Below are 24,946 nucleotides of genomic sequence, written 5' to 3' on the forward strand. Positions count from 1 at the left end.
TTTTATCGGCATCTACAAGATGCGAGGTCTTGCCCCGTGCGCTTCATTCCCTCAAGCGGTTCCCCGCATCCATATGCTTGTGCAGCACACGAATGATGGTGATGACGCTATCACTCACCGTGTAGAAAAGCACATGGCTTTGACAGGGCAGGCTGCGCAAGCCGGGTATCAGATTATCCCTTGGCGGGCCTTTGCAGGGTGTCGTGGTGAGCGCGTTGCAGGCAGCCTCTATAGCGTCGAGGTAACGATGAGCCTGTGCATTGCCAAAGGTGTTTAATGTGTAATCAGCAATACCTTTCAGGTCGTCCCTGGCCTGGTTGGTAAACTGGTAACGCATTGTCTAGTCGATCTCTTTCCTGATGGCGGAAAACACACCCTCTCCATCTGCCACACGGCCTGCGTGCAGGTCATCCATGCCTGCTTCAAGAGCCTGTTTAAGTTGTTGACGTTTGAAAGCTGCGTATTGCTGAAATTCCTTGTCGGAAATGACGGCCGCCACGTGCTTGCCGTTACGCAGGATACGTACGGGTTCACTCTGGGCCTTGAGGATCAGCTCGCCGAATTCGCGCTTGGCTTCGGTGGCAGGCATGTCCATGGTTATCGCTCCTGATCAAATTGATCATTTTGTCCATTATATGATCGTTTGGGGAAGAAGCAATGACTTGGCTGGACGGACGAAAGGGGTGCGTGTCCCCGACTCTGCGCCGTTGACAGCAAACTTGGCGAAAACTAAGCGACCTCGATATCCAGCGGCTCAATATCGTCCAGATTTAACGTCTTTCTGGCCATCCAGAGATCATGCTGATCCTGCATGGTCAGCCAGCTTTCCGCACTGCGGCCCAGCACCTTGTTCAGGCGCAATGCCATTTCCGGGCTGATGCCGCTGTCACCCTTCAGCAGACGTGACAGGGTCGAGGCAGCGACCCCCAGACTGGTGGCGAGCTGGCGTGTGCTGATGCCGCACGGTTGCAGGTAAACTTCTCGAATGAACTCACCCGGGTGCGGCGGATTATGCATGGTCATTAGTGATAATCCTCGTAGTCCAGTACATAGGCGTTCCCGTCCCGAAATTCGAAGGTGATACGCCAGTTACCGTTAACCCAAATCGACCACCGCCCTTTGTTCTTGCCCTTCAATGGGCGCAATCGAAAACCCGGGATATCCATATCCTACGATGATGCGGCGGTATCCAGGGCGGCGAGTTGCATGCGAAGTTTGTTGGCATGATTCGCCTGAATGCCTGCGGTGGAGCCAGTCGAGTAAAACCGTTTCAGTCCCTTGTGACGGAATGACTTGATCATGGGATGACCGTAGCGTGTTGCGCATCGCGCAACAACCTTGTGTTTTATCCTGACTAATGGGTGTTATACAGGCATGAAGAGAGAGGGCCCCCGCAGCCCCCCTTTGGGCCGCTACGTTTGCAATAGAAAGGGGAGGTGTTGGGGGAGCTTGGTGGCTTGGCTTGGAGGTGGGAGCCTCCAAGCCAGGGCTCGCTCCCACAGTGAGCGGATGCAACCAGAGTGCCTGTAGGAGCAGTGTTGAAGATCAGGCAATATGCCCAAACACCTGAATGATGTTTCCGAGTCGCGCGGTGAACCTGTCGCCGCTGTTGAGCGGGCCGACGCCGGCGGGGGTGCCGGTGAACACCACGTCGCCGGGTTCCAGGGTGAAGGTCTGACTGATTTGCGCCAGTAGCTCGAAGGTGGGGAACAGCATCTGGCCGGTGTGGCCGTGCTGTTTGACGGCGTCGTTCAGTTCCAGGGTCACGTCCAGGTTCTGGCGTACGGAGATGCCGCGGGCATCCACGAAGCCGGAGATCGGCGCGGCGCCGTCGAAGGCCTTGGCGCGCTCCCAGGGCTGGCCTTTTTCCTTCAGTGTGTTTTGCACGTCGCGCAGGGTCAGGTCCAGGCCGACGCCGTAGGCGGCGATGCTGAAGCGGATGGTTTCCAGGTCGGTTTCCCGGCGGATACGCTTGCCGATCAGTACCACCATTTCCACTTCATGATGCACCTCGCCCTGTCCCTTGGGCAGCTCAATCGGTTCGTGCAGGCTGGCCATGGCGGTGGCCGGTTTCATGAACAGGATGGGCGAGTCCGGTACCTCGTTGCCCAGTTCTTTGGCGTGGTCGGCGTAGTTGCGGCCCACGCACACGGCCTTGCCCACCGGGATGTCGATGGGGGAGCCGTCGATCCAGCGGTGGCGGTAGCCGTCCTGGTCCACCGGCGTGTTGATTTCATCAAACATCGAACAGTTTCCCCGGGTTCATGATGTTGTTGGGGTCGAAGACCTGCTTCACCGCCTTCATGCAGGCGATTTCTTCCGGGCTGCGTGAGTACTCCAGATACGGTTTCTTGGTCATGCCCACACCATGCTCGGCGGAGATGGAACCGTTGTACTTCTGCACGATCTCGAACACCCATTTGGAGACGTTGTTGCACTTGGCAAAGAAGTCTTCCTTGGGCAGGTCCGCCGGCTTGAGGATGTTGAGGTGCATGTTGCCGTCGCCGATGTGGCCGAACCAGACGATCTCGAAATCCGGGTAGGCGTCCTGCACCACGGTGTCCACGTCTTCCACGAAGTCCGGCACCTGGGCGATGCTCACCGAGATGTCATTCTTGTAGGGGGTGTGCGGGGCGATGGATTCGGAGATGCGCTCACGCAGCTGCCACAGCTGATCCAGCTGTTGCAGCGACTGGCTCATGACGCCATCCAGCACCCAGCCTTCTTCTACGCATTTTTCGAAGATGGCCATGGCCTGCTCGCCGACCTGCTCGGAGAGCTGCTCGAATTCCAGCAGGCAGTAGAACGGGCACTCGGTGTCGAAGGGCTTGGGCACGCCGTGGTGCAGCACGTGGGCCATGGCCTTGTCGGAGAAGAATTCGAAGGCGGTCAGGTCGATGTCCTGCTGGAAGGCGTGCAGGATCTTCATCACTTCGCGGAAGCCCGGCGCGCCCAGTACCAGGGCGGTCAGGTCTTTGGGCTGGCGGGTGAGCTTGACGGTGGCTTCCACCACAAAGCCCAGGGTGCCTTCGGAGCCGATGAACAGGTGGCGGAAGTCGTAGCCGGTGGCGTTCTTGATCAGGCCCTTGTTCAGGTCCAGCAGGTCGCCCTTGCCGGTGACCACTTTCAGGCCGGTGATCCAGTCGCGGGTCATGCCGTAGCGAATCACCTTGATGCCGCCGGCGTTGGTGCCGATGTTGCCGCCGATCTGGCTGGAGCCGGCGGAGGCGAAGTCCACCGGGTAGAACAGCCCCTTGTCCTCGGCGAACTCCTGCAGCTGCTGGGTGATCACGCCCGGCTGCACGGTGACGGCGCGGTCGAATTCGTTGAAGGCCAGCACCTTGTTCATGCGGTCGAAGGCCACCACTACCTCGCCGTTGGCGGCCACGGCACCGGCGGACAGCCCGGTGCGCCCGCCGGAGGGCACCAGGTGCAGGCCGTGCTCGTTGGCGATTTCCACGATCTGTTGCACCTCGTCGGCGCTCTCGGGCAGCACCACGGCGCTCGGCGCCGGTGCCCAGACCTTGGTCCAGTCGACCCCGTAGCGCTCGGCGCTTTCCTGGTCGGTAAGGCAGCGATTGCCAAGCAAATCAGTCAGTTGCTCCAGCGCAGCATGGGCAAGGGCGGTCATCAACGGGTCTCCTGAACGGCTCGAACGCGGTGCTTGAGGGGCCTTCATGCCGACTTGAGGATAAGTACAGCATGGATTGCTCTCAATTTGAGCGCGCTATGTTAACATACGCGCCCATTTCACAGGCTACCGAGACAGAATCATGGCCGACACTTCTCTTGAGAAGGACAAGATCCGCGTTCTCCTGCTCGAGGGCATCCACGAAAACGCCGTGGAAAACCTGAAAGCCAACGGTTACACCAACGTGGAGCTACTGCCCACCGCGCTGACCGGGGATGACCTGAATGCCAAGATCCGGGATGCGCATTTCATCGGCATCCGTTCCCGCACCCAGCTCACCGAAGAGGTGTTCCAGGCGGCGGACAAACTCATCGGCGTGGGCTGTTTCTGTATCGGTACCAACCAGGTGGACCTGAAGGCGGCGCTCAAGCGCGGCATTCCGGTGTTCAACGCGCCCTACTCCAACACCCGCTCGGTGGCCGAGCTGGTGATTGCCCACACCATCAACCTGATGCGTGGCATCCCGGAGAAGAATGCGTCCGCCCACCGTGGCGGCTGGCTGAAGTCCGCCAAGGACAGCTACGAAATCCGTGGCAAGACCCTGGGCATTGTCGGCTACGGCAACATCGGCGCCCAGGTGTCGGTGCTGGCCGAGTCCATGGGCATGAAGGTCAAGTTCTACGACGTGGTGCCCAAGCTGCCGCTGGGCAACGCCGAGCAGGTGGGCTCACTGAAGGAATTGCTGGGCACCAGCGATGTGGTCAGCCTGCACGTGCCGGATACCGCCGACACCCGCTGGATGATCAAGGAAGAGCAGATCCGCGCCATGAAGCCCAAGGGCTACCTGATCAACTACGCCCGCGGCAAGGTGGTGGACATCGACGCCCTGGCGGCGGCCCTGAAAGACGGCCACCTGCTGGGTGCCGCCATCGACGTGTTCCCGGAAGAGCCGAAAGGCAACGATGATGAGTTCGTCAGCCCGCTGCGCGAATTCGACAACGTGATCCTGACCCCGCACATCGGTGGCTCCACCCAGGAAGCCCAGGTCAACATCGGTACCGAAGTGTCCGAGAAGCTGATTCGCTACTCCGACAACGGCGCCACCCTGGGCGCGGTGAACTTCCCGGAGGTGGCCCTGCCGGCCCACCCGGACATGCACCGCCTGCTGCACATCCACAAGAACGTGCCCGGCGTGCTGACCCAGATCAACACCATTTTCTCCGAGAATGGCATCAACATCTGTGGCCAGTACCTGCAGACCAATGAAGACATTGGTTATGTGGTGATCGATGTGAACAAGGAATACAGCCAGCTGGCGCTGGAAAAACTGCGTACCATCGAAGGCACCATTCGTACCCGCGTACTGTTCTGATACCGGGAACGTCTCGACAAAAAGCCGGAGCCGGGCTACCTTGCCCTCTCCGGCTTTTTTCATTGGGCCAGCAGAACAAGAACGGGCTATGCTGCTGATCAGGAAAGGATTTCCGCTACTGTTAGTGCTGGCGTTGCTGAGTGGCTGTGCCACGCGTTCGCTGTTCGTGCCCTACCCCAATCAGGCCACCGCCTGGCAAAGCGGCATCGGCAGCCCGCAGCCGGCGGCCACCGAAAAACTGCAGAAGGCCGCACAGAGTAATGACGGTGTGCTCTACCAGCAGGAGCTGGGCCGCGTCAGCCAGCTGGATGGCGAACGCCAGCAGAGCCAGGACGCCTTCGCCGCCGCCATCGACCATTACCAGCAGACCGACGAGGCCGCCCGCATCCGCGCCTCGTCACTGGTGGCCGATACCTCCTCGCTGATCGTCAACGATAACGCCCGCCCCTACACCGCCCCGGATTACGAGCGCATCTTTACCCGTGCCTATCAGGCGCTCAATTACTGGGCCGCCAACGACGTCACCGGCACCGCCGTGGAGCTGCGCGCCGCCGGCGAGGAGCAGCGCAACGCCGCCCGCAAGCGCGACCGTGAAATCGCCAAGGCCGAGAAAGACGCCGACGATAACCAGGTGGACCTGTCCCAGTACCAGGGTTACTTCGAAGGGCTGGATGCCGCTGCGGGTAGCGTCAAGGCCAGCTTCCAGAATGCCTGGACCTTCTACCTGTCGGCGCTGTTCTGGGAGGCCCACGGCGAATACAACGATGCCCTGGTGGACTACAAGAAGGCGCTGGAAATTCATCCGGACGCGGATTTCATCAAGGAAGATGTGCAGCGGGTATCTGCCGCGCTGAATGGCCGCCTGCACAAGGACGGTATGGTGGCGGTAATCTACGAGCAGGGCTTCGTGCCGCCCCGGCAGGAATTGAGCCTGCCGATTCCCACCGTGCATGGTGTCTTTTCCGTGGCGTTCCCCACCTATTCCCTGCAGAACAAGCCCCGGCCCGACAGCCTGCGGGTGCTCGACAGCAATCGTCAGCCGCTGGGCGAAACCCGGGTGCTGGCAGACGTGGGCGCGCTGGCGGCAAAAAACCTCAAGGAGCAGCTGCCCGGCATGCTGGTGCGTCAGACCCTGCGTGCCACTGCCAAGTACAATGCCCAGAAGAAGGCCAACGATGATTTCGGTGCCCTGGGTGCCTTTTTTACCCAGGTCTATAATCTTGTCAGTGAGCAGGCGGACCTGCGCAGCTGGCTGACCCTGCCGGCCTACGCCCAGGCGACCCGCTTCTTTTTGCCCCAGGGCCAGCACAGCCTGGTATTGAGCACCCCCGGGGGCAGTGCTACGTTGAATGTGCCAGTGGTTGACCACGGCCTTACCGTGATTCATGTGGTGGCGGTTCAGGGCCACCTTATTACCCGCGTGTTACCGGTTCAGGAGGGACCCCTATGAAAATCGTTCGCCCGTTGGCGGCATTATTGGTGGTGTTTGTGCTTGCGGCCTGTTCGGCCAGCAACATGGGCCGTATGGAAGTGGACGATCAGGGCGAAACCCTCACCAAGGTCTACTCCAGCAACAGCCTGCTCGCCAGCCGCATTTCCGTGGAAGATCTCAAGCAGAAAACCGTGGGTGACCTGATTTACATGCAGGCCACGCTGGAAAATGACTGGAAGTTTGAACTGGACTTCCAGTACAAGATCAAATGGTTCGACAAGGACGGCTTTGAGCTGGCGCCGGAAGGCCAGCCCTGGCGTCAGCTGGTGATGGCCGGCCGCAGCCAGAATAATGTACAGGCGATTGCCCCCAACCCCACCGCCGTGCGTTTTGAAATCTGGGTTCGGGAATAACCGAAAGCGAGCAAGGAGAAGGGAATGATACGCGTACTTTCCATGATGATGCTGGGTGCGGCACTGGTGCTGTCCGGCTGTTCCACCGTTGATTACGGGGATGCCCAGGCCCGGGAAACCGTGACCACGGATTTCGGTTCCACCGACCTGCAGATGATCGCCGCCAAGATGGTCGACGACATGCTGGTGTTTCCGCCCATCGTGCAGATGACCCAGAACCGCCGCCCGGTATTGTTCGTGGATCGGGTCAAGAACAAGACCACCGAGCACATTGATACCGAATCCATCACCGACACCATCCAGTCCAAGCTGATCAACTCCGGCAAGTTCCGCTTTGTGGACATGAGCGTGGTGGACCGGGTGCGCCAGCAGCTCGATTACCAGAGCGAATCCGGCATGGTGGACCCGTCCACCGCAGCCCAGATGGGCCGCCAGATCGGTGCCGAGTTCATGCTCTATGGCAACCTGTCTTCCATCGTCAAACGCGATGGCAGCACCAAGGATGTTTACTACAAGTTCACCCTCAAGCTGCTCAACATCCAGAGCGGTATCATCGAGTGGACCAGCGAGAAGGAAATTCGCAAGACTCGCAAGAAGAGCCTGTTCGGCCTGTAAGGTCGAACACGGCGGGTGCGCTCGCGCCCGCAATCCACCGCCTGGCCGGCAGAAGGGGTGTCCCCCCTGGCCGGCCCGCCGGTGCCATACATGGAGGTCGTCATGATCAAGCGCCTGTTTGCCCCCCTGCTGTTTGTCCTGTTGCTGGTGCCCCTGCTGGCCCAGGCCGTTACCGAAACCGTGTCCGTGAAGGCCAGTGGCTATGGTGATGACCCGGAACAGGCCGTGACCAATGCCATGGTGGCGGCGGTGCGCCAGGCCGGTGGCGTGACCGTGGCGGTGGACCCGCATTTTCGCACCCGGGTGCTGGAATGGGTGGGCCACCAGCAGGGTGACATGAGTACCTGGGTGGGCACACGTACCTCGGTGCCGGAGCCGCAGCTGCCCACCATGGGCAACCTGAAAAGCTACACCGTCACCGCCGTCAAGAAAGTGGAAAACGATCTCTGGCGGGCGGATCTGGATGCCCAGGTGCTGCGCAACAAGAGCCTGGGGCCGGACCGCTCCCACCTGCCGGCCATTGCCATTACGACCTTCGACAGCCGCCAGGCCAGCTATTCCCTGGGCGACCTGAAAGTGCCGGCCCGCCAGGTGCAGCAGCAACTGCGCGATGATCTGGTGGAGGCCTATACCCAGTCCGGGCGTTTCCGGGTACTGGACCGGGCCAACCTGGATGTCATCGACAAGGAGCAGGATGTGGTCAGCGAAGGCAGTGTGGCGCCGGAGGAACTAGCGCGCCTGGGCCAGCGCAAGGGCGCCGACCTGCTGCTGGTGGGCAGCATCGAGGATTTCAGCATCGGCGACAGCGAGCAGGAGTTCTACGGTGCCAAATTCTCCGGCTACAAACCGCGGGTACGGGTGCGTTACCGGCTGATCGACACCGCCACCACGGAAATTCTCTGGAGCGACCTGTACGTCTGGAACAAGTCCGAGGCGGCCATCCGTGACATGGCCCGCCAGGCCAACATTGATGACCGCAACCACCCCGAGTACCTGGCCGACGATATCTACCCGGAAATCGCCCGCGCCATCGCCGGCGCCAGCACCGATGTGCTCTATCCGGTGCAGGTCATCAAGGTGGCCGGTGACACCGTCTACCTGAGCCAGGGCCAGGGGCGCCTGGAAAAGGATGCGCAGATGAAGGTCTACCGCCCGGCCGGCAGCCTCAAGGACCCGGACACCGGCCTGACCATCAAGCTGGAAGGCGAATCGCTGGCCACCCTGACCGTCAGTGACGTGCGCACCGATTATGGCATTGCCCATATCACCGAGGGCGCCGGCGTTCAGGTCGGCGACCGGGTGCGCAGCAGCGCCATGGACGCCAGTGACAGCGCCGGCCCCGCCGGTCAGGCGGCCAGCCCCGGTTCTTCCGAGGCGCCGATCCAGTGGTAGGCCGGCGAGGCTGACGGCCCCGTCACAGATCCGTCGTCTGCGCCGTGGCAGACTTCCAGAACCTTTTGCGCCGGGCCACGGGCCCGGCGCGCTTTGTTCAGCAAGGATGCCCCCATGAGCGCACTGACACTCTATACCAACCCCCAGTCCCGCGGCCGTATCGCCCGCTGGATGCTGGAAGAAATCGGCCAGCCCTATGACACGCAGGTGCTGGAATATGGCGGCTCGATCAAGTCAGCGGAATTTCTCGCCATCAACCCCATGGGCAAGGTGCCGACGCTGGTCCACGGTGACCAGGTAGTGACCGAGGCCGCGGCCATCTGTGCCTACCTGGCCCAGGCGTTCCCCGACGCCGGCCTGGCACCGCGCGCTGACGAAATGGGTGCCTACTTCCGCTGGCTGTTTTTCACCGCCGGGCCCATGGAGGCGGCCATCACCGACAAGATGGTATTTGGCGTGGAGACCCCGGCGGACAAGTTGCAGATGGTGGGTTACGGCAGCTATCAACAGGTCATCGATGCGCTGGCCGGTGCCCTGCAAAAGACCCCCTATATTGCCGGCGAGCGCTTCACCGCCGCGGATGTCTACGTGGGTGCCCAGGTGGGGTGGGGGCTGACCTTCGGCACCCTGGAAAAACGCCCGGCCTTTGAAGCCTATGCGGCCCGCATTAGCGAGCGCCCGGCGTTCCGGCGCGCCACCGAGATGGACGAAGCCCTGGTCAGCCCGGGGTGACCGGCCGGCCCGCCCCGGCCCGTGCCGGCCGGGCCCGCCATAGCGGGTAGGCAATGCCCGCCAGCCGGTTGATCACCAGCGCCTGCACCACCAGCAGACTGACCGCGCACATCAGCACCGGCAACTGCGCCGGGTGAGGCATCAGCCCCAGGGAGACAATCAGCGCGGTGGCGCCGGCCGGTGGGTGGGCGACCCGGAACAGGGCCATCAGTGCAGAGGTCAGCCCCAGCGACAGGCCGGCGGCGATGACCCTGGCCCAGTCCACGCCCACCAGCATGGCCGCCGGCGCGTCCTGCAAGCCGGTCAGATACAGACTCAGCAGCCCCGCCAGCGCGCCGATCAGGTGTCCGCACAATACATTGCGCGGCGATGAGGCTTCCGCCAGCGGCAGGTAGAAAAGCAGAAAGGCGGTGGCGCCCAGGGACGGGAAGATAAAAGCCTGCTGGGTGACCAGCGCCACGGTGGCAATCAGGGCGATGCTGAGCCCGCCGTTGACCAGATTGAACAGCGCCAGCACCAGGCGCGGATTGAAGCGCTGGTTGAGACGTTCCAGATGCAGTTGGCGCAACAGTCCGTTGACCAGCTGGAAGCGGACGCGATCACTCTGCTCACTCATGCATGCACCGTCGTGGGGCAAATAAAGGCCGCGCATGGTAAGGCCTGCCGTAAAAGTGCGCAATAATAGTGCGGTCTATGCATATATCCGGGGCAGCCTTCGCGTCTCTGTGCTCTCTGTATCAGGGCAAGACGCCGCCGGAGAGATCCCTAATGCCGTTCACTTAAGCTTTTAAGCCCCTCTCCCCTTGCGGGAGAGGGGTTGGGGAGAGGGGACCTGCCTGAAAGGGTTCAGCCAGATTTGCACCGCTTAAGTGAACAGCATTACGCAGAGAGCCGGCTGTTTTCACCATGGGCGGCGAATGCCGGGCCATTATCCGCTAGCATGACAGCCTCAGGAGGGAGCGACGGGCATGAGCGGATTCTTTTCACAGGCACTGGTGTTGCTGGGTGCCGCGCTGTTGTTGTTGCCGCTGTTCCAGCGGCTGGGATTGGGCAGCATTCTTGGCTATCTGGCCGCCGGGGTGGCGGTGGGGCCCCTGGGGCTGGCATTGATCCCCGAGCATGAACAGGTGCTGCACTTTGCCGAGCTGGGTGTGGTGTTGATGCTGTTTCTGGTGGGCCTGGAACTGGCGCCCCGCCAGTTGTGGGCCCAGCGCCGGCGCTTGCTGGGGCTGGGCGGCAGCCAGGTGCTGCTGAGCACCGCCCTGATCGGCGCGGCCTTCTGGTTTCTCGGTTACGGCACGCCGGCCAGCATTGCCATCGGCGCTACCCTGGCCCTGTCGTCCACGGCCTTCGTGGTGCAGATGCTGGTGGAAACCAACCAGCTGGGTTCACCCCAGGGGCGCTCCGCGTTTTCCATTCTGCTGTTTCAGGATCTGGCGGTGATTCCGGTGCTGTTGCTGTTGCCGGTACTGGCCGGCCGTCAGCACGGGGACGAGCAGCCACAGTTGCTGCTGGGGCTGGCGGCACTGGTGGTAATGGCACTGGCCGGCCGTTACCTGCTCAACCCTTGGCTGGGCAAGCTGGCACGATTGCGTAACCGCGAGCTGATGACCGCCAGTGCCCTGCTGCTGGTGCTGGGTTCGGCGGCGCTGATGGAGCACCTGCATCTGTCCATGGGTCTGGGCGCCTTTGTGGCCGGCATGCTGCTGGCCAACTCGCCCTACCGGGAACAGCTGGAAACCGATATCCAGCCGTTCAAGGGGTTGCTGCTGGGGCTGTTCTTCATGGCCATTGGTATGTCCATGGACCTGCGTCTGTTGCTCTCCGATGGCGACAGGGTGGCCCTGTTCCTGGTGGTACTGTTGGTGCTCAAGGCGCTGGTTCTGGTGCTGGTGGGTCTGCTGCGGCGGGTGCCCTGGCGCAATACCGTGCTGTTTGGCGTGTTGCTCAGTCAGGGCGGGGAATTCGCCTTTGTGCTGCTGACCCAGGCCCAGGCGCTGTCACTGTTGGCGCCGGAGTTGGTCGGTCAACTCAATCTGGTGGTGGCGTTGTCCATGGCCACCACGCCCCTGCTGCTGAAACTGATCTACCGGTTGTGGCCGGAAAAAAGCCAGCGCAGTGGGGCGCGGGAACTGGAGGCGGAAAACCTGCCCAGCCATCACCCGCGGGTGGTGATTGCCGGGGTCGGGCGTTTCGGCCAGATCACCGCGCGGATTCTGGTCAGCCGCAAGATTCCCTTCACCGCCCTGGATGCGGACCCGGATGAAATTGCCCTGCTGCGCCGTTTTGGCAACGAGGTTTACTTCGGTGATGTGACCCGGCTGGACCTGCTGCAGAACGCCGGGCTGGAATATGCCCAGGTGTTAGTGCTGGCGGTGGACCGGGAGGCGGACTCCCTGCATGTGGTGGACCTGGTGCAGCAGCACTTTCCGAAAGTCACCATCGTGGCCCGCGCCCGGGATCGCCGCCATGCCTATGCCCTGCGCGCCCGCGGCGTGGAGCTGGTGATCCGCGAAACCTTTGAATCCGCCCTGCTCAGTGCCCGGCTGACACTGATGCAGCTGGGCGTGCCCGAATCCACCGCCATTGATCTGGTGCGCAGTTTCCGTGAGCTGGATGAAGCCCTGCTACGCGAGCAGACCGAGCATCGGGACAACCAGGACATGTTGCTGGAGACCAACCTGCGGGGTCGGGCGGAACTGGAGTCGCTGCTCTCTGAAAGAGAATAATATTGAGAATGGTTCGCAAGTAGATTACGATGCCTCCCTATCGCCGGGTTGAAACGCCGTTTCGAGACGTTTGAGCCCACAGCCTCGGCTGGCCACGCTGACGAAAGGGACGTCATTGGTGGACGGCGCCGGGGGGATCGTTTTCCGGACTACAGGCTTTGCCATGATCACTTTGCGACGCCGGCCCTGGCTGGCTTCTCTTGCCCTGCTGTCCCTGGCTCCCCTGAGCTGGGCGGATAGCACCGACAGCACCGACCAGACCTCCAGCAGTGAAGACCGTACCCTGGCGCCAATTTCGGTCAATGCCAGCGAGACCCGCGGCACCCTGGCGGATACCCGCGAAAGCTACACTGCCAAGACCCCGGTGAGCAGCGCCACCGGCCTGTCCCTGAGCGAGCGGGAAACGCCCCAGTCCGTGTCGGTGGTGACACGCACCCAGATGGACGATTTCCAGCTTAACGGGGTCAGCGACGTGCTCGCCAACACCACCGGCGTGTCCGTGGACCGGGTGGAAACCGACCGCACCTACTACAGCTCCCGGGGCTTTCGCATTACCAACTATCAATATGATGGTCTGGGCCTCGCGCTGCCCTATGAAATCGTCAGTGGTGACCAGGACACGGCCATGTTCGAGCGGGTGGAAGTCATTCGTGGCGCTACCGGCCTGATGAATGGCACCGGCAACCCGTCGGCCACGGTCAACTATGTGCGCAAACGCCCGACCCGCGATAACCATGCGTCGCTGGGCCTGACCTATGGCTCCTGGGACCAGCGCCGGGTGGAGGCGGACCTGTCCGGCAGCCTGACCGAAAACGGCCGCGTGCGGGGCCGGCTGGTCAGTGCCTATCAGAACAACAACTCCTACCTGGACCGCTATGAAAACGAGCGCGGGCTTTTCTATGGTGTGGTGGAAGCGGACCTGACCGACAGCACCCTGCTCACCCTGGGTTATTCCCAGCAGAACAGTAATGCGGACAGTCCCCTGTGGGGCTCGTTGCCGTTGCTGTACAGCGATGGCACGCAAACCGATTTCAATCGCTCCAGCAGCACGGCGGCGGATTGGGCCTATTGGGATAACGACTTCCGCAACGGTTTTGTCGAACTCAAGCAGCAGTTTGATAATGGCTGGGAAGCCAGGGCCACGTACACCTATCGCAAGAGCGAGGGCCAGTCCGAGTTGTTCTATGTGTACGGTACGCCCAACAAGGACGGCACCGGTCTGTTTGCCTACCCCAGCTACTATGAAGACGAACAAACCCAGAATATCTATGACCTCAATGCCCGCGGTCCTTTTCAGGTTGGTGGCCGGGTTCATGAACTGCTGGTGGGCCTGAATTACTCCAAGGGTGATATCTACGAGCAGTCACTCTACGGCCGTGGCATTGGAACGCCGCTGACCGTGGATGAAGCCTTTGCCGGGACCTATCCAAAACCGTTGTTTGATGCCTCCGAAGATGGCAGTGACTGGGTGGACCGTTATCGCACGGCCTATCTGGCCACACGCTTGAGCCTGGCCGATCCGTTGACCGCGATTGTGGGCGCCCGCTACCTGGATGCGCAAAGCAAGGGCACCGGCTACACCAATACGCCGAAGACCAGCAGTGCCAACGAGCTCACGCCCTACTACGGGTTGATCTATGACCTGGATGATCAGCACTCGGTGTATGCCAGCTATACCAAGATTTTCAATCCCCAGGCTGAGCAAGATGCCAGCGGTAACCGGCTGGAGCCGGTAGAAGGTGACAGCAAGGAGATCGGCCTCAAGAGTGAATGGCTGAATGCCCGTATCAACACCTCCGTTGCCGCTTTCTGGACCGAACAGAACAACCTGGCGGAGAGCACCGGCAACATGGTCGGTGGCAAGACCATTTATGAAGGCCGGGATTTCGAAAGCAGTGGCTACGAAGCGCAGATCAGTGGTGAGCTACGCCGTGGCTGGATGATGACCGCCGGCTATACCTGGCTGGATGTGGAGGACGGTGAAGATGGTGAACACCTTCGTACCTATACACCGCGTGACATGTTGCGCCTGAGCACCACCTATCGCCCGGCGGTCTTGAGCAAATTGAAAACCGGCATGAGCGTGCAGTGGCAGAGCGGCATTAGCCGTGATGACGAGGCGGTAAAACAGGACGGCTATGCGCTGGTGAACCTGATGGCCGGCTATGACTGGACCGACAACTTCCACTCCACCCTGAACCTCTACAACGTCACCGACGAAAAATATCTCAATTCTCTGGAGGCGGCGCAGGCTTACTATGGTGCGCCATTCAGCGCCAGCCTGAACCTCAAGTGGACATTCTGAGCCGGTTTTTTTGCGAGGTACTCCCCCTGGCAAGGGGGAGACAGAGGGGGTCTGGATAAAAAAACGGAGCGCCAGGCGCTCCGTTCATCGTTGCGGGTGCTATCAACCGATTACAGCTGCAGCTTGCTCAACCCGCCACGAATGGCCCGGTCCAGGGCCGCTTTTACTACCGGTGCAATCAGCGGCAGCTTGCCTTCGAATTCGATGGTGTAGTGCAGCTGGCTGCCACCGTCATCGGTGGCGGAAAAGCGCATCACGCCCTTGTGATTCTTCAGCGGCGAGCCCTTGGTGATCTTGTATTCGATCAGTTCGTTGGGCACCACCTTGGTGACGGTTTCCTCGAACGGCGGCGCGATCAGGATGCGCATGCGGCGGGTGGAACCCACGCCGTTGACACTGTCAGTGCCGTCCTTGACGCGCTTGATCTTGGCCGGGGCAAACACGGTTTCCAGGTTGTGGTGGTCGCTGAGGAAATCAAACAGCTTGTTCACGGAAAACGGGAAAGTCTTGGTAATGTCGATGCGTTGCATGGAGTCTCCGGGGGGCGGCAAGTAAACAGGGTGTTGATTGTGCCCGGCTGGTGCCGGAGAACAAGGTTATTTCGGGCCTTATTGCAAGCGCAAGCTCACAGGCCGGAGGCCAGCCAGGCCGTGATCTCCTGCGCCGGTGCGGCCCGGCAGGTGCTGGCACACTGGCCGGCCCATAATGGTGAGCAGTCGCCACTGCCGCGGGCTTCGGCGGCGGCGCGCAGCGGGCCGATGGCATTGCCGGCCAGCGGAAAGGCCGGTGCCTGTTCCGGCAGATAACCCAGCTCCTGCATCAGTCGATTGACGATGCCCCGGGCCGGGCGACCGGAGAATACCGTGGTCAGGGCGGTGTGGCGGGCCTGTTCGCTCTGCAGCCACTGGCGGTGCACCGTCTTGGTGGTGGCTTCCGGGCACAGCAGGTAGGCGGTGCCCGGTTGCACGGCACTGGCCCCCAGCGCCATGGCGGCCCGCACCGCGGCAGGGGTGCTGATGCCGCCGGCGGCAATCACCGGCAACGACACCGCGTCCACCAGTTGAGGCAACAGTGTCAGGGTGCCCTGTTGCAGGGTCAGGTCGTCACTGAGGAAGTGACCCCGATGGCCACCGGCTTCCAGGCCCTGGGCAATGATGCCGTCGGCGCCATGGGCCTGCAGCCATAGTGCTTCGTCCACGGTGGTGGCGCTGGACAGCACCCGGGCGCCGGTGGCCTTGACCTGATCGAGCAACGCCTTGTCCGGCAGGCCGTAATGAAAGCTCACCACCGCCGGGCGAAAGCGCGCCAGCACCGTGGCGCAGTCGCCGTCAAAGGGCTGGCGCGATGGGCCGCTGGCAATGGCGGCGACATCGGCGTTGAAGGTGTCGTAGTAGGGGCGCAGGGTCTCCACCCAGCGTTGCTCGCCCTGCGGGTCCGGGGCGGGCGGCGTGTGGCAGAAGAAGTTCACGTTCCAGGGGCGGTCGGTGGCGCCGGCCAGGGCGGTGAGCTGCTCTTCCAGCGCGGCGGCGTTGAGCATGCCCGCTGGTAGTGAGCCCAGCGCCCCGGCATTGCTGATGGCGGCGGCCAGACGCCAGTCCTGCACGCCGGCCATGGGCGCCTGAATCAGGGGCAGGTCCGTGGCAAACAGTGTGCGATGGGTCATGTGGTTTCCCTGTCAGTTATAAGCCGAGCTTCTGCGCGCCCAGGTAGGTCAGTGGCATGGCCACCAGCAGGATCACCACCAGGAACAGCAGGCCGATGCCCACCGCTTTCCAGTCGGAGCTGCAGGGCCGACCACTGGCGGTATGGGCCAGAATGGCCTGGCCCTGAACGCGGCGGGCGATCAGGGCCATGGCAACCATCTGCACGGCGGTGAAGATGGCCGCCGGAATGTTGGCGGGCAGGTAATAGGCCAGCACCAGGGACACCGCCAGTACGATCAACGCCAGTGTCAGGGCCAGCAGGGGGCGGCCGCCATCCTGCCGGCGGCGCTCGTTGAGCCACAACAGCAGGCCGCCGGCCAGCGGTGAGCCGAAGAAGGTGGCCAGGCCGATGCCGGCGGATTTGTAGGGTAGCGCGCCCTCGCGGAACGGGCTGGTGCTGGCGGGTGCCGATGTCATGGTGTTGCCCCTGCCGGTTGCGGGCCGCGTACCTGGGCGCTGCCAATGCCCCGTGGGTCACTGGCGGCGGTCACGGCGCCGGTCTGACGATTCCATTCGATGGCCTGCATGTTGCCATAGCGGCGCCCGGTGGACACCACCTTGTGTCCCAGTTTCATCAGTTCCTTGGCGGCCGGACTACCGACAAAGGCGGGCTCGGCCTGCACCTCGTCGGGCAGGTACTGATGATGGAAGCGCACCCGGCTGACCCAGTCTTCCACCGGCTTGTTATCGGCGGCCTCGATGACACCCAGCATCACCATGGAAATGATACGGCTGCCCCCGGGCGTGCCGAGGATGGCGACCCGGTCGTCGAATTCCACAAAGGTGGGGGTCATGGACGACAGGGGCCGTTTGCCCGGGGCAATGGCATTGGCGTGGCTGCTCACCAGGCCGTAGGCGTTGGGCTCGCCGGGTTTGGCGGAGAAGTCATCCATTTCGTTGTTGAGCACCACGCCGGTGCCGGGGGCCACGAAACCGCTGCCGAACGGCAGGTTGATACTGAGCGTGGCGGACACCCGGTTGCCGTCCTTGTCGAGCACGGACAGGTGGGTGGTGTGGAAGCCTTCCTCGGCGGTGATCGGCTCGCCCAGGCTGGCGCTGGGGGTGGCCTTGTCCAGCTGAATGCTGGCGGCCCGCTGTTTGGCGTAGGCCGTGCTCAACAGCTTCTCCACAGGGTTATCCACAAAGTCCGGGTCGCCCAGGTAGCGGGCCCGGTCCTGGTAGGCACGACGCATGGCTTCCACCGCCAGGTGCGGCATCAGCACATCGCCCACCTGACCCTCGTTGAACTGACTGAGGATGTTCAGCGCCTCGCCCATCACCACGCCGCCAGCGGAGGGCGGCGGCGCCGAGACAATGCGCCCGCCACGGAAGTGGCTGACCGTGGGGGTGCGTTCCACCACCTGATAACCCTTCAGGTCCTCCAGGGTCCAGATACCGCCGGCCTGCTGCACACCGTCGACCAGCTTCTGCGCCACCTCGCCCTGATAGAAGCCGGCCCGCCCCTGTTCGGCCAGGACGCTCAGGGTGTGGGCCAGATCCGGCTGTTTGATCACATAGCCGTCCGCCGGCACCTTGCCGTTGTGCAGGAAGATGGCGGCGGCATCCGGGAAGCGGTTGAGCACCTCCTCGCGGTAACCGGTGAGCTTGCGGTAGCGCGCGTCCACCGGGAAGCCCTCTTTGGCCAGTTTGATGGCCGGGGCCAGGGAGGTCGTCAGTGGCAGGGTGCCGTAGTGCTCGGCCAGGTAGACAAAGGCGGCGGCCTGCCCGGGGATGGCGGCGGCGCTGGGACCGTTGAGGGCCCAGTCGCGCATCACCTTGCCGTGCTTGTCCTGGTACATGTTGGCGGTGGCGGCGCCGGGGGCCTTTTCGCGGGCGTCCACCAGGGTCTGCTTGCCGTCACTCTGGCGGTGCAGCAGCCAGAAGCCGCCGCCGCCCATGCCGGAGGAATAGGGCTCCACCACGGCCAGGGCGGCGGCCACGGCCACGGCGGCATCAAAGGCATTGCCGCCCTGGTCGAGAATGCGCATGCCGGCGGCGGTGGCCAGCGGGTGGGCACTGGCCACGGCGTTCTTGCCCGGCCCGGCGGCCTGGGCAGTGACGCTGATGACCAGCAGCAATGAAAGCAGGTAGCGCATGGGGTTCCTCCATGAAAGCCGGTGAGCGAGCCCTGCGAGCGCGGCCTGAAGGCCACACGTTTGGCAGAATGCGTCCGGCGATATTGTTATACAGACCCCTCAATGGGTCATTGTTATTTCTGGCGCGCCTTGCGCTTTTGTTCCAGCGCTTCGGCCACCCGTTTTGGCACGAAGTTGCTGACGTCCCCGTCCAGCAGGGCGATCTCGCGGATCAGTGAACTGGAAATAAAGGACAGATGCTCGGCCGGGGTCAGAAACACGGTTTCCAGTTCCGGGGCCAGCTGGCGGTTCATGTTGGCCAGCTGGAATTCGTATTCAAAGTCACTGACGGCACGCAGGCCCCGCAACAGGATATTGCCATCTTCTTCCTTGCAGAAATGTGCCAGCAGTTTGGAAAAGCCGGTGACTTTCACATTGGGCAGGTGCGCCAGCACTTCGCGGGTCAGGTCGACCCGTTCTTCCAGGGTAAACAGCGGGCCTTTCTTCTCGCTGGCGGCAATACCCACCACCACTTCGTCGAACATCTTGGCGGCCCGTTCCACCAGGTCCAGGTGGCCGTTGGTGATCGGATCGAAGGTGCCGGGGTAGATTACGCGGTTGGTCATGCTGGGCTCACTTTGTCGTTGCGAAACCGTGCCCGAAGCGTGATCACTGGCCAGCGCACTGACAACGCGACCCCTCCCGGCACCCACAGTGCCCGCAAGGATACCGCAAGGGGCCGCCAGTGTGCAGGGTGCGGCGGCTTCAGGCCGGTTGGGCCCCGGGCTGAGCCTGGTGATGGCGATAATGCCGGGCACTGGCACGGATGGCCTGCTCGATGGGCGCCTGCGTCAGGCCCCGTGCCGTCATGAAGGCCTCGGTGACACTGCTGTCAAAGCGGGTCGGCTGAATGAAGTGCAGTGCTTCCGGGGCGGTCTGCATCAGGGCCGGCAGGCCGGGCAGTTTGAGCAGCGCGGCCAGTATGCCCAGCGGCAGGTGGTGGCGCGGTGCCCGGCGGCCCAGTTCGTCGGCGATCAGCGCCAGCATGCCCTGCAGGTTGGGTGTGGCCGGGTCCAGGGCCAGCAGACGCGGCGGTGCGGTGTCGGCCAGGGCGGCCTCACCGATCAGTGCGGCCAGCGTATCCACCGCCACCAGCGGCAGCCAGTGGGCCGGGCTGCCCGGCACCATGGCCAGGCGGCCGCCGGCCAGGTTGTGGATCAGGGTATGCAGCGGCTGGGCCGGGTCCAGGACGCCGCTGATACTGTGGCCGGCCACGGTGGCTGGCTGCACTTCCACCAGGTCGATGCCATCTCGGGCGGCCTGCTCGCGCACCTGCAGGGCGGCTTCCAGCTTGCTGGCTTCGTAGCCGCCGGCCCGGCGGTATACCTGGTTCCAGTCCGTGCGTGCCGGCTGCTTTTCATCGATGCCCAGGCGTGCCAGGTGGGCGTGATTTTCCAGCATGAAGCCGCTGATGAACACCAGACGGCAGCCCTGCTGACGGGCCAGCTCGGCCACCGCCAGGCTGCCGGCGGTATTGGTGCGCCGGGCGCTGTCGCGCTCCAGCCCCCAGGCAAAGCGGGCGCCCAGGTGGATGATGGCGTCCAGCGATGGCAGTGGCTCGCCAACACCGAGCCCGGGCTGGTCCAGGTCGCCGGCCACGGCATGCAGACGGTCGCCCTGCCCGCCCAGTGCGCTCACGGTGCGTTGCAGTGCCGGCAGGGTGTCAGGTTGGCGCATCAGCGCCAGCACCCGGTGGCCCCGGGCGGTCAGATAGGCGCTCAGGTGGCGGCCGATAAAGCCGCTGGCGCCGGTGATCAGAAAGGTCATGGCAGACTCCGGTAATGGCTGACAGACCCATGCTCAGCTATAGAGTATGCTCTAAGGTCAAGCTTTTGATTCAGGGACCTTGTCATGCGTATTGCCGAGCTGGAAGCGCGCACCGGTATCAACCGTCATACCCTGCGTTATTACGAGAAGGAGGGGCTGCTGCAGGAGGTGGTCCGCCGCGACAACAATTACCGCGATTACCCGGAAAAGGCGGTGGAGCGGGTGATCATGGTTGGCCAGCTCAAGGCCCTGGGGTTTTCCCTGCGCGAAATCCGCGATGTGCTGGATGCCCTGCGCACCGATAGCATCGATTGCGAGCAGGGCGCGGTACTGATGGCAGAGAAGAAGGCGCTGGTGGACAGCAAGGTGCGTGAGCTGAAAAAGGTCAGCGCCCTGCTGGGCCGTGAACAGCAGCGCCTGGAAGCCAGTGCCCGTGCTCAGTGTGAAAAGAACGCGTCCGGGCATGCAAAACGTTCTTCAAACGCTGTCTGACCGTAGATGTTTTTGATCACAGCGTTTCCTTTTAATGCATTGGGTCAATGTTGAGCGTTTTGGTTAATCGCCTGGTCTGACAAAAGCCTGCGGTTGCTGGTAAAAACGCGGCGAGGTTCCCAAGCTTGTCGGTCCCGATCCCCGGGCAGATCAACAGAGGATGCATTCATGAGCCGCCCCCAGAAACAGTCCAATGTGCACACGCTGAGAGAGGTTTCCTTTGCCGCCGCGCAGACACAGGGCCAGGTATCCCTGGACGAGGCGCTGACCATTTTTGATGCCCTGGAGCCGGTGCAGCCGGACTTCATGATCGGTGCCTGGCAGGGCGAAGGTTTTGAAACCGGCCACCCGCTGGATGGGGTGCTGGAGCGTTGCCACTGGCATGGCAAGCGGTTCGAGAGTGCCGAGCATGTGCATCCGCTGGTATTTCGCAAGGCCGGCGGCAAGCTGGCCAGCGTCAAGCCGCTGCTGACCATGCCGGCCCTGGGCCTGCTGGACCGTCTGCCGATGCTCAAATCCGCCCGCGCCGGCAAGGTGTTTCAGTGGTTGATCCCGCTGCTGTCCACCGGCAACTCCGATGCGCGCCTGCGCATGACGTCCTACCGCGGCAAGGTGTCCGCCACCATGGTTTACGACAACCTGCCGATCAACGATGTGTTCCGCAAGGTGGATGACAACACGGTGCTGGGCGTGATGGACATGAAAGGCATGAAGACGCCCTTCTTCTTTGTACTGCGCCGGGAAGATGGCAGCGCCTGAGTTGGCCCGCCGCCCGGCAGCCGTTACCCTCGTGACAAATAACGGGGGGCAGTAATGACACACTGGGCACCACAATACACCCGCGCCGAGCGGTGGCGCCTGTTGCTGCTGCATGGCGCCTGGGCGCTGCCGCTGTTGCTGGTGACCCAGTCACTTTTTTTCCCCTGGTTTGAGGGCTATGTGCGAACGGCCCACTGCCGGCAGTATCTGCTGGCCGGGCAGTGGCCGGTGACCGGCCTGCAACTGGTGGTCTTCGGGCTCTTCGTGGGGCTGCCGGCGCTGCTCACGCTGACGGTACTGGCGCTGGAGGGGCGGCGCAGCTACCGGGCTCTGATGCTGGCCCAGTTTCCACCGCCGGGGGAGAAGGTCTGGCGGCGCACGGCTTACCTGTACGGCGGCAAGGCGCGCCTGCGGGCTGGCTTGTTCTTTGCCATGGTGTTGTTGCTGGTTGGCCTGTGCGTGCAGGGTTATGGCTGGGCCACGGCGTTCATGCAGCAGGCTTCGCCGGATTTGTCCCTGTGTCTGCAACCCCGTCAGGGCTGATATGCTGGGGCACCCACTGACCGGTAGATGACCATGACCGATCCTGCTCCCGGCGCTGTGATCTTTGCCAGCGACCCGGCCCGCCTGGCGTCCTTCTATGCCGACCTGCTGACACTGACGACCGTCTACCGTGAGGCGGACAAGGTGGTACTCAGTGGTGAGGGGCTGGCCATCACGGTGTTGGCGTTACCGCCATCCGTGGCGCAGAACCTGACGTTTGCCTCACCGCCCCGCCGCCGCGACCGGCTGCCCATGAAGCTGATCCTACCGGTGGCCAGCCTGGCCCTGGCCCGTGAACGGGCGCCATTGCTGGGCGGTGGTATGGATCCTGCTAGTTCCGAATGGCAGGCCGGAAACTTCCGTGCCTGTGACGGTTTCGACCCGGAAGGCAATGTGGTGCAGTTCCGGGAACCCCTCGGGAAAATGCCCTAAAGGAGAATGATCCCCCATGTCCATGCAGGAAATGCTGACCTATCTGGCGAGCTGGGCCGTGATTGGCGCGCTGATCTGTTTTTTTGTGGCCCGTCACCGGGGGCGTAAGCCCTGGGTGGCCTTGCTGGTGGGGTTTGGCCTGGGGTTCATTCCGGTGGCCTGGCTGATTTATCTGATCTGGCTGATCTTCCAGCCGGTGGAGCCGGCCGGCAAGGCGCCGCCTCGCTAGAGGCGGCACCCGGGTTGATCCCTCCTGGATGGGGGGCGTTCAGGCGGTGAGCTTGTCGGCCAGGGCCGTGGCGTTTTTGGCGCTGAGGCTGTAGAGGGTCAGTTGCGGGTTCACGCCCAGACTGGTGGGCAGCACCGAGCCGTCGATCACGTAGAGGTTATCCAGGTACTTGTAGCTGCCATCGGCGTTGACCACGCAATGTTGGTCATCGTCGCCCATGGCGCAGCCACCCATGACGTGGGCGCTGCCCATGCCGGTGATCACCGGGGCGTAGTCGAAGCCTTCGATGGCGGCCCTGGCCTCCTGCCAGCGGTTGTAGTAACCGGCGTGGCTGTGCCCCGGTCGCACGGCTTTGGCGCCGGCGGCGAACTGCATTTCCGCCATGGTCAGGTGGGCCCGTTTGGCGCCGTCCAGCAGATAGTCGTTGACCGGATAATCCAGCAAGGGCTCGCCATTATCACGCAACTCCACGGTGCCGCCCACGCTGTCCTCGTGGAAGCCGTCGCGCAGCAGGGCGATGGCGCCGGTGAGGTTGGGCAGTTGTGCTATCTCCTCGCGGGCATCCGCGCCGTAGCCACCCAGCAGGGCACTGGCCAGTCCCGGGTGCAGGGGCATCATTTCCAGCTTGTAGCCCGCCGGGCCTTCCACGCCGTGCTTGAAGGTGAACTCGTCGGAATACATGGACTGGGGCGCGCCGTAGTAGGGTGCCATTTCCTGGTCGAAACGCCCGTAACTGAAGGTGGTGGGGTGCAGGAAGGTGCGCTTGCCCACCCGCCCGTTGGGGTCCGGCGCCTTGGAGCGCAGCAGCAGTGCCGGGGTCTGGATGCCACCCCCGGCGGCGATCACGGTGCCGGCCTTGAGCGTCAGGGTGGCGCCGGTGCGTTGCTTGTTATCGTCCAGTGGATGCACGGCCACCCCGGTGACTTTGTCACCCTCGATCAGCAGATGATCGGCCTGGGCGCTGTGCACCAGTACGGCGCCGGCCGTCATGGCCGCCGGGATGGTGGTCACCAGCATGGATTGCTTGGCGTTGGTGGGGCAGCCCATGCCGCAGTAGCCGATGTTCCAGCAGCCACTGACGTTGCGCGGGATCACCGCCCAGCGCCAGCCCATGGCTTCGCAGCCCTTGCGCAGCACATCGTTATTGGCATTGGGCGGCATGGCCCACTTGCTGATGTTGAGGCGCTTTTCCATGCGCTCGAACCAGGGGTCCAGGGTCTCCCGGTCCAGGCCTTTGACGCCGTAGCGATCGTGCCAGTGTTGCAGAGTTTCGCGCGGTGTGCGGAAACTGCTGGTCCAGTTGACCACGGTGGTGCCGCCCACGGTGCGCCCCTGCAGGATGGTCATGCTGGCGTCCTTGTTGGCCCGCATGGCGCCTTCCTGATAGAGGTCCCGGTAGGCGTCGCCCTCGTCCATGTTGAAGGCGTCGGAGCTTTTCAGCTTGCCGGCCTCCACCAGGATGACGCGCAGGCCCCGCTGGCTGAGAATTTCCGCGCTGACGCCACCGCCGGCACCGCTGCCGATGATGATGACATCCGCTTCCAGGGTCTGGTCACTGGTGAGGGTGCGCCCGTCGATCACGTTCCAGCCGCCGGCAATGCCGGCTTTCCACGGGTCCTTGATGCCCTTGATCTGCAGTGTGGAGAGATCCTGCATGGTGTGTGCTCCTGTTCGGTGGCGTCAGGCGACGATTTTCTGTGGTGGACCCGGGTAGCCGGTGGTGCGGGCGGCGTCCGGTTCCACGTACCAGGCCATGAACAGGGGCTGGGTCAGCCCTTTGAAGGCCATGCGTGAGAGGCTGCGGTCGCTGGCGGACCAGTGCGCCAGGGTCTGCGCCAGCTCGGTTTCACTCTGGTCGGCGAAGTGGGCCCAGGTGCCGGTGATGTACCAGCGGGCCGGGGCCAGCTGCATCAGGTCGAACACCTGGAACAGCGCCGCACGGGTGCCGGGCATGGCCCCATCAAGCAGGTTTTCGAAGGCATGCAGGGCGCTGTCGGCGCTGGCATCGGGGACCGCAGCAATGGCCGGCCCCAGTACCGCCCGGGCCAGCGGCCGCAGCAAATCCAGATCCTGGCTGCGCAGGTAGCGATAGCCCTGGGCGGGGCCATCGTTGCTGCTGCAACCGGTAAGCAGGGCCAGGCCGGAGCCGGTGGCCAGTAAGGCGCTGCCGGCGGCGCTCAGCTTGAGAAAGCCGCGGCGGTTGAGTCCCTGATCCATAGCAATCCCTTTCTATTGTTATTGGGAGTGGCCTGTAGCGGGCCATCT

The 24,946-nt window shown here is 63.0% G+C and carries 27 protein-coding genes and 1 pseudogene; 13 read left to right on the forward strand and 15 right to left on the reverse strand.

Features of this window, described 5'->3' with window-relative positions:
* Window positions 1–43: 43 nt before the first annotated feature.
* The 6 genes and pseudogenes from A11A3_RS18235 to A11A3_RS14840 all read right to left on the reverse strand — a co-directional run bounded on the left by A11A3_RS18235 (window position 44) and on the right by A11A3_RS14840 (window position 3,631).
* Entirely contained in the window at window positions 44–337 is a 294-nt protein-coding gene (locus A11A3_RS18235) for a type II toxin-antitoxin system RelE/ParE family toxin (RefSeq protein ID WP_008930141.1), read from the reverse strand.
* A 3-nt stretch (window positions 338–340) separates the two neighbouring features.
* Window positions 341–595 carry a type II toxin-antitoxin system prevent-host-death family antitoxin gene (locus tag A11A3_RS14820; RefSeq protein ID WP_008930142.1) on the reverse strand — a complete coding sequence of 85 codons (255 nt, stop codon included), beginning with the start codon at window positions 593–595 and terminating at the stop codon, window positions 341–343.
* A 134-nt stretch (window positions 596–729) separates the two neighbouring features.
* Window positions 730–1,023 carry a HigA family addiction module antitoxin gene (locus A11A3_RS14825; protein WP_008930143.1) on the reverse strand — a complete coding sequence of 98 codons (294 nt, stop codon included), beginning with the start codon at window positions 1,021–1,023 and terminating at the stop codon, window positions 730–732.
* A pseudogene (locus tag A11A3_RS14830) lies at window positions 1,023–1,301 on the reverse strand (type II toxin-antitoxin system RelE/ParE family toxin). Before A11A3_RS14830 ends, A11A3_RS14825 begins: the two are co-directional and overlap by 1 nt.
* 244 nt (window positions 1,302–1,545) lie before the next feature.
* Window positions 1,546–2,244, reverse strand: coding sequence for a fumarylacetoacetate hydrolase family protein (locus A11A3_RS14835; RefSeq protein ID WP_008930145.1), 699 nt, complete (start codon window positions 2,242–2,244; stop codon window positions 1,546–1,548).
* Window positions 2,237–3,631: a D-2-hydroxyglutarate dehydrogenase gene (locus tag A11A3_RS14840; protein ID WP_008930146.1), complete on the reverse strand. Its 1,395-nt coding sequence runs from the start codon at window positions 3,629–3,631 to the stop codon at window positions 2,237–2,239. The genes A11A3_RS14835 and A11A3_RS14840 overlap by 8 nt, the downstream gene beginning before the upstream one ends.
* 142 nt (window positions 3,632–3,773) lie before the next feature.
* On the opposite strand from A11A3_RS14840, the gene serA reads away from it, so the two are divergent.
* The 6 genes from serA (at window position 3,774) to A11A3_RS14870 (ending at window position 9,587) form a co-directional block, all read left to right on the forward strand.
* Window positions 3,774–5,003: a phosphoglycerate dehydrogenase gene (serA, locus tag A11A3_RS14845; RefSeq protein ID WP_008930147.1), complete on the forward strand. Its 1,230-nt coding sequence runs from the start codon at window positions 3,774–3,776 to the stop codon at window positions 5,001–5,003.
* An 88-nt stretch (window positions 5,004–5,091) separates the two neighbouring features.
* Window positions 5,092–6,453 carry a COG3014 family protein gene (locus A11A3_RS14850; protein ID WP_008930148.1) on the forward strand — a complete coding sequence of 454 codons (1,362 nt, stop codon included), beginning with the start codon at window positions 5,092–5,094 and terminating at the stop codon, window positions 6,451–6,453.
* Window positions 6,450–6,848 carry a YcfL family putative periplasmic lipoprotein gene (locus A11A3_RS14855; protein WP_008930149.1) on the forward strand — a complete coding sequence of 133 codons (399 nt, stop codon included), beginning with the start codon at window positions 6,450–6,452 and terminating at the stop codon, window positions 6,846–6,848. The genes A11A3_RS14850 and A11A3_RS14855 overlap by 4 nt, the downstream gene beginning before the upstream one ends.
* Before the next feature lie 24 nt (window positions 6,849–6,872).
* A complete protein-coding gene (gene lpoB, locus A11A3_RS14860; protein ID WP_008930150.1) occupies window positions 6,873–7,463 on the forward strand; it encodes a penicillin-binding protein activator LpoB in 591 nt (196 codons plus the stop codon).
* A gap of 102 nt (window positions 7,464–7,565) precedes the next feature.
* A complete protein-coding gene (locus tag A11A3_RS14865; protein WP_008930151.1) occupies window positions 7,566–8,855 on the forward strand; it encodes a CsgG/HfaB family protein in 1,290 nt (429 codons plus the stop codon).
* Between the two features lie 114 nt (window positions 8,856–8,969).
* Window positions 8,970–9,587 carry a glutathione S-transferase family protein gene (locus A11A3_RS14870; protein ID WP_008930152.1) on the forward strand — a complete coding sequence of 206 codons (618 nt, stop codon included), beginning with the start codon at window positions 8,970–8,972 and terminating at the stop codon, window positions 9,585–9,587.
* On the opposite strand, the gene A11A3_RS14875 is transcribed toward A11A3_RS14870, so the two are convergent.
* Window positions 9,574–10,203, reverse strand: coding sequence for an HPP family protein (locus A11A3_RS14875; RefSeq protein WP_008930153.1), 630 nt, complete (start codon window positions 10,201–10,203; stop codon window positions 9,574–9,576). The genes A11A3_RS14870 and A11A3_RS14875 overlap by 14 nt on opposite strands.
* Window positions 10,204–10,555: 352 nt before the next feature.
* Between A11A3_RS14875 and A11A3_RS14880 the strand changes: the two genes are divergently transcribed.
* Window positions 10,556–12,316: a monovalent cation:proton antiporter-2 (CPA2) family protein gene (locus tag A11A3_RS14880; protein ID WP_008930154.1), complete on the forward strand. Its 1,761-nt coding sequence runs from the start codon at window positions 10,556–10,558 to the stop codon at window positions 12,314–12,316.
* A 163-nt stretch (window positions 12,317–12,479) separates the two neighbouring features.
* A complete protein-coding gene (locus tag A11A3_RS14885; RefSeq protein ID WP_008930155.1) occupies window positions 12,480–14,621 on the forward strand; it encodes a TonB-dependent siderophore receptor in 2,142 nt (713 codons plus the stop codon).
* Between the two features lie 110 nt (window positions 14,622–14,731).
* Here the strand turns inward: A11A3_RS14885 and A11A3_RS14890 are convergent, their stop codons facing one another.
* The 6 genes from A11A3_RS14890 to A11A3_RS14915 all read right to left on the reverse strand — a co-directional run bounded on the left by A11A3_RS14890 (window position 14,732) and on the right by A11A3_RS14915 (window position 20,226).
* Window positions 14,732–15,151, reverse strand: a complete 420-nt coding sequence (locus tag A11A3_RS14890) for an SRPBCC family protein (protein WP_008930156.1) — start codon at window positions 15,149–15,151, stop codon at window positions 14,732–14,734.
* A gap of 95 nt (window positions 15,152–15,246) precedes the next feature.
* A complete protein-coding gene (locus A11A3_RS14895) occupies window positions 15,247–16,284 on the reverse strand; it encodes an NAD(P)H-dependent flavin oxidoreductase (protein ID WP_008930157.1) in 1,038 nt (345 codons plus the stop codon).
* Window positions 16,285–16,300: 16 nt separating this feature from the next.
* On the reverse strand, window positions 16,301–16,741 hold the full coding sequence (locus A11A3_RS14900) for a hypothetical protein (protein ID WP_008930158.1): 441 nt from the start codon (window positions 16,739–16,741) through the stop codon (window positions 16,301–16,303).
* Complete coding sequence (gene ggt, locus A11A3_RS14905) at window positions 16,738–18,420, reverse strand: gamma-glutamyltransferase (RefSeq protein WP_008930159.1); 1,683 nt, start codon at window positions 18,418–18,420, stop codon at window positions 16,738–16,740. The genes A11A3_RS14900 and ggt overlap by 4 nt, the downstream gene beginning before the upstream one ends.
* Before the next feature lie 113 nt (window positions 18,421–18,533).
* A complete protein-coding gene (gene coaD, locus A11A3_RS14910; protein WP_008930160.1) occupies window positions 18,534–19,025 on the reverse strand; it encodes a pantetheine-phosphate adenylyltransferase in 492 nt (163 codons plus the stop codon).
* A 139-nt stretch (window positions 19,026–19,164) separates the two neighbouring features.
* A complete protein-coding gene (locus A11A3_RS14915) occupies window positions 19,165–20,226 on the reverse strand; it encodes an SDR family oxidoreductase (RefSeq protein ID WP_008930161.1) in 1,062 nt (353 codons plus the stop codon).
* Between the two features lie 84 nt (window positions 20,227–20,310).
* Between A11A3_RS14915 and A11A3_RS14920 the strand changes: the two genes are divergently transcribed.
* The 5 genes from A11A3_RS14920 (at window position 20,311) to A11A3_RS14940 (ending at window position 22,681) form a co-directional block, all read left to right on the forward strand.
* Window positions 20,311–20,718 (forward strand): MerR family transcriptional regulator, encoded by a 408-nt coding sequence (locus A11A3_RS14920; protein ID WP_008930162.1) that lies wholly within the window; start codon window positions 20,311–20,313, stop codon window positions 20,716–20,718.
* A gap of 168 nt (window positions 20,719–20,886) precedes the next feature.
* A complete protein-coding gene (locus tag A11A3_RS14925; protein ID WP_008930163.1) occupies window positions 20,887–21,477 on the forward strand; it encodes a DUF4334 domain-containing protein in 591 nt (196 codons plus the stop codon).
* A gap of 54 nt (window positions 21,478–21,531) precedes the next feature.
* Window positions 21,532–22,020, forward strand: coding sequence for a hypothetical protein (locus tag A11A3_RS14930; RefSeq protein ID WP_008930164.1), 489 nt, complete (start codon window positions 21,532–21,534; stop codon window positions 22,018–22,020).
* A gap of 33 nt (window positions 22,021–22,053) precedes the next feature.
* Window positions 22,054–22,452: a VOC family protein gene (locus A11A3_RS14935; protein ID WP_157375749.1), complete on the forward strand. Its 399-nt coding sequence runs from the start codon at window positions 22,054–22,056 to the stop codon at window positions 22,450–22,452.
* 16 nt (window positions 22,453–22,468) lie between these two features.
* Window positions 22,469–22,681 carry a hypothetical protein gene (locus tag A11A3_RS14940; RefSeq protein ID WP_008930166.1) on the forward strand — a complete coding sequence of 71 codons (213 nt, stop codon included), beginning with the start codon at window positions 22,469–22,471 and terminating at the stop codon, window positions 22,679–22,681.
* A 39-nt stretch (window positions 22,682–22,720) separates the two neighbouring features.
* Here A11A3_RS14940 and A11A3_RS14945 read toward each other — a convergent pair whose 3' ends face one another.
* Window positions 22,721–24,337 carry a GMC family oxidoreductase gene (locus tag A11A3_RS14945; protein WP_008930167.1) on the reverse strand — a complete coding sequence of 539 codons (1,617 nt, stop codon included), beginning with the start codon at window positions 24,335–24,337 and terminating at the stop codon, window positions 22,721–22,723.
* A 24-nt stretch (window positions 24,338–24,361) separates the two neighbouring features.
* Window positions 24,362–24,898, reverse strand: a complete 537-nt coding sequence (locus A11A3_RS14950; protein ID WP_008930168.1) for a twin-arginine translocation signal domain-containing protein — start codon at window positions 24,896–24,898, stop codon at window positions 24,362–24,364.
* Between the last annotated feature and the right edge of the window lie 48 nt (window positions 24,899–24,946).

This window comes from Alcanivorax hongdengensis A-11-3 (assembly GCF_000300995.1).
GTDB lineage: Bacteria > Pseudomonadota > Gammaproteobacteria > Pseudomonadales > Alcanivoracaceae > Alcanivorax > Alcanivorax hongdengensis.

Excerpts from the sequence above, each read along its gene's own strand:
- A11A3_RS14835 (WP_008930145.1), bottom strand. The coding sequence starts at position 2,244 with ATGTTTGATGAAATCAACACGCCGGTGGACCAGGACGGCTACCGCCAC.
- A11A3_RS14895 (WP_008930157.1), bottom strand. The coding sequence starts at position 16,284 with ATGACCCATCGCACACTGTTTGCCACGGACCTGCCCCTGATTCAGGCG.
- A11A3_RS14875 (WP_008930153.1), bottom strand. The coding sequence starts at position 10,203 with ATGAGTGAGCAGAGTGATCGCGTCCGCTTCCAGCTGGTCAACGGACTG.
- A11A3_RS14900 (WP_008930158.1), bottom strand. The coding sequence starts at position 16,741 with ATGACATCGGCACCCGCCAGCACCAGCCCGTTCCGCGAGGGCGCGCTA.
- A11A3_RS14920 (WP_008930162.1), top strand. The coding sequence starts at position 20,311 with ATGCGTATTGCCGAGCTGGAAGCGCGCACCGGTATCAACCGTCATACC.
- A11A3_RS14825 (WP_008930143.1), bottom strand. The coding sequence starts at position 1,023 with ATGACCATGCATAATCCGCCGCACCCGGGTGAGTTCATTCGAGAAGTT.
- A11A3_RS14885 (WP_008930155.1), top strand. The coding sequence starts at position 12,480 with ATGATCACTTTGCGACGCCGGCCCTGGCTGGCTTCTCTTGCCCTGCTG.
- A11A3_RS14950 (WP_008930168.1), bottom strand. The coding sequence starts at position 24,898 with ATGGATCAGGGACTCAACCGCCGCGGCTTTCTCAAGCTGAGCGCCGCC.
- A11A3_RS14915 (WP_008930161.1), bottom strand. The coding sequence starts at position 20,226 with ATGACCTTTCTGATCACCGGCGCCAGCGGCTTTATCGGCCGCCACCTG.
- ggt (WP_008930159.1), bottom strand. The coding sequence starts at position 18,420 with ATGCGCTACCTGCTTTCATTGCTGCTGGTCATCAGCGTCACTGCCCAG.
- A11A3_RS14880 (WP_008930154.1), top strand. The coding sequence starts at position 10,556 with ATGAGCGGATTCTTTTCACAGGCACTGGTGTTGCTGGGTGCCGCGCTG.
- A11A3_RS14870 (WP_008930152.1), top strand. The coding sequence starts at position 8,970 with ATGAGCGCACTGACACTCTATACCAACCCCCAGTCCCGCGGCCGTATC.
- A11A3_RS14820 (WP_008930142.1), bottom strand. The coding sequence starts at position 595 with ATGGACATGCCTGCCACCGAAGCCAAGCGCGAATTCGGCGAGCTGATC.
- A11A3_RS14840 (WP_008930146.1), bottom strand. The coding sequence starts at position 3,631 with ATGACCGCCCTTGCCCATGCTGCGCTGGAGCAACTGACTGATTTGCTT.
- A11A3_RS14865 (WP_008930151.1), top strand. The coding sequence starts at position 7,566 with ATGATCAAGCGCCTGTTTGCCCCCCTGCTGTTTGTCCTGTTGCTGGTG.
- A11A3_RS14930 (WP_008930164.1), top strand. The coding sequence starts at position 21,532 with ATGACACACTGGGCACCACAATACACCCGCGCCGAGCGGTGGCGCCTG.
- A11A3_RS14855 (WP_008930149.1), top strand. The coding sequence starts at position 6,450 with ATGAAAATCGTTCGCCCGTTGGCGGCATTATTGGTGGTGTTTGTGCTT.
- A11A3_RS14850 (WP_008930148.1), top strand. The coding sequence starts at position 5,092 with ATGCTGCTGATCAGGAAAGGATTTCCGCTACTGTTAGTGCTGGCGTTG.
- A11A3_RS14935 (WP_157375749.1), top strand. The coding sequence starts at position 22,054 with ATGACCGATCCTGCTCCCGGCGCTGTGATCTTTGCCAGCGACCCGGCC.
- coaD (WP_008930160.1), bottom strand. The coding sequence starts at position 19,025 with ATGACCAACCGCGTAATCTACCCCGGCACCTTCGATCCGATCACCAAC.
- A11A3_RS14925 (WP_008930163.1), top strand. The coding sequence starts at position 20,887 with ATGAGCCGCCCCCAGAAACAGTCCAATGTGCACACGCTGAGAGAGGTT.
- serA (WP_008930147.1), top strand. The coding sequence starts at position 3,774 with ATGGCCGACACTTCTCTTGAGAAGGACAAGATCCGCGTTCTCCTGCTC.
- A11A3_RS14890 (WP_008930156.1), bottom strand. The coding sequence starts at position 15,151 with ATGCAACGCATCGACATTACCAAGACTTTCCCGTTTTCCGTGAACAAG.
- A11A3_RS14945 (WP_008930167.1), bottom strand. The coding sequence starts at position 24,337 with ATGCAGGATCTCTCCACACTGCAGATCAAGGGCATCAAGGACCCGTGG.
- A11A3_RS18235 (WP_008930141.1), bottom strand. The coding sequence starts at position 337 with ATGCGTTACCAGTTTACCAACCAGGCCAGGGACGACCTGAAAGGTATT.
- lpoB (WP_008930150.1), top strand. The coding sequence starts at position 6,873 with ATGATACGCGTACTTTCCATGATGATGCTGGGTGCGGCACTGGTGCTG.
- A11A3_RS14940 (WP_008930166.1), top strand. The coding sequence starts at position 22,469 with ATGTCCATGCAGGAAATGCTGACCTATCTGGCGAGCTGGGCCGTGATT.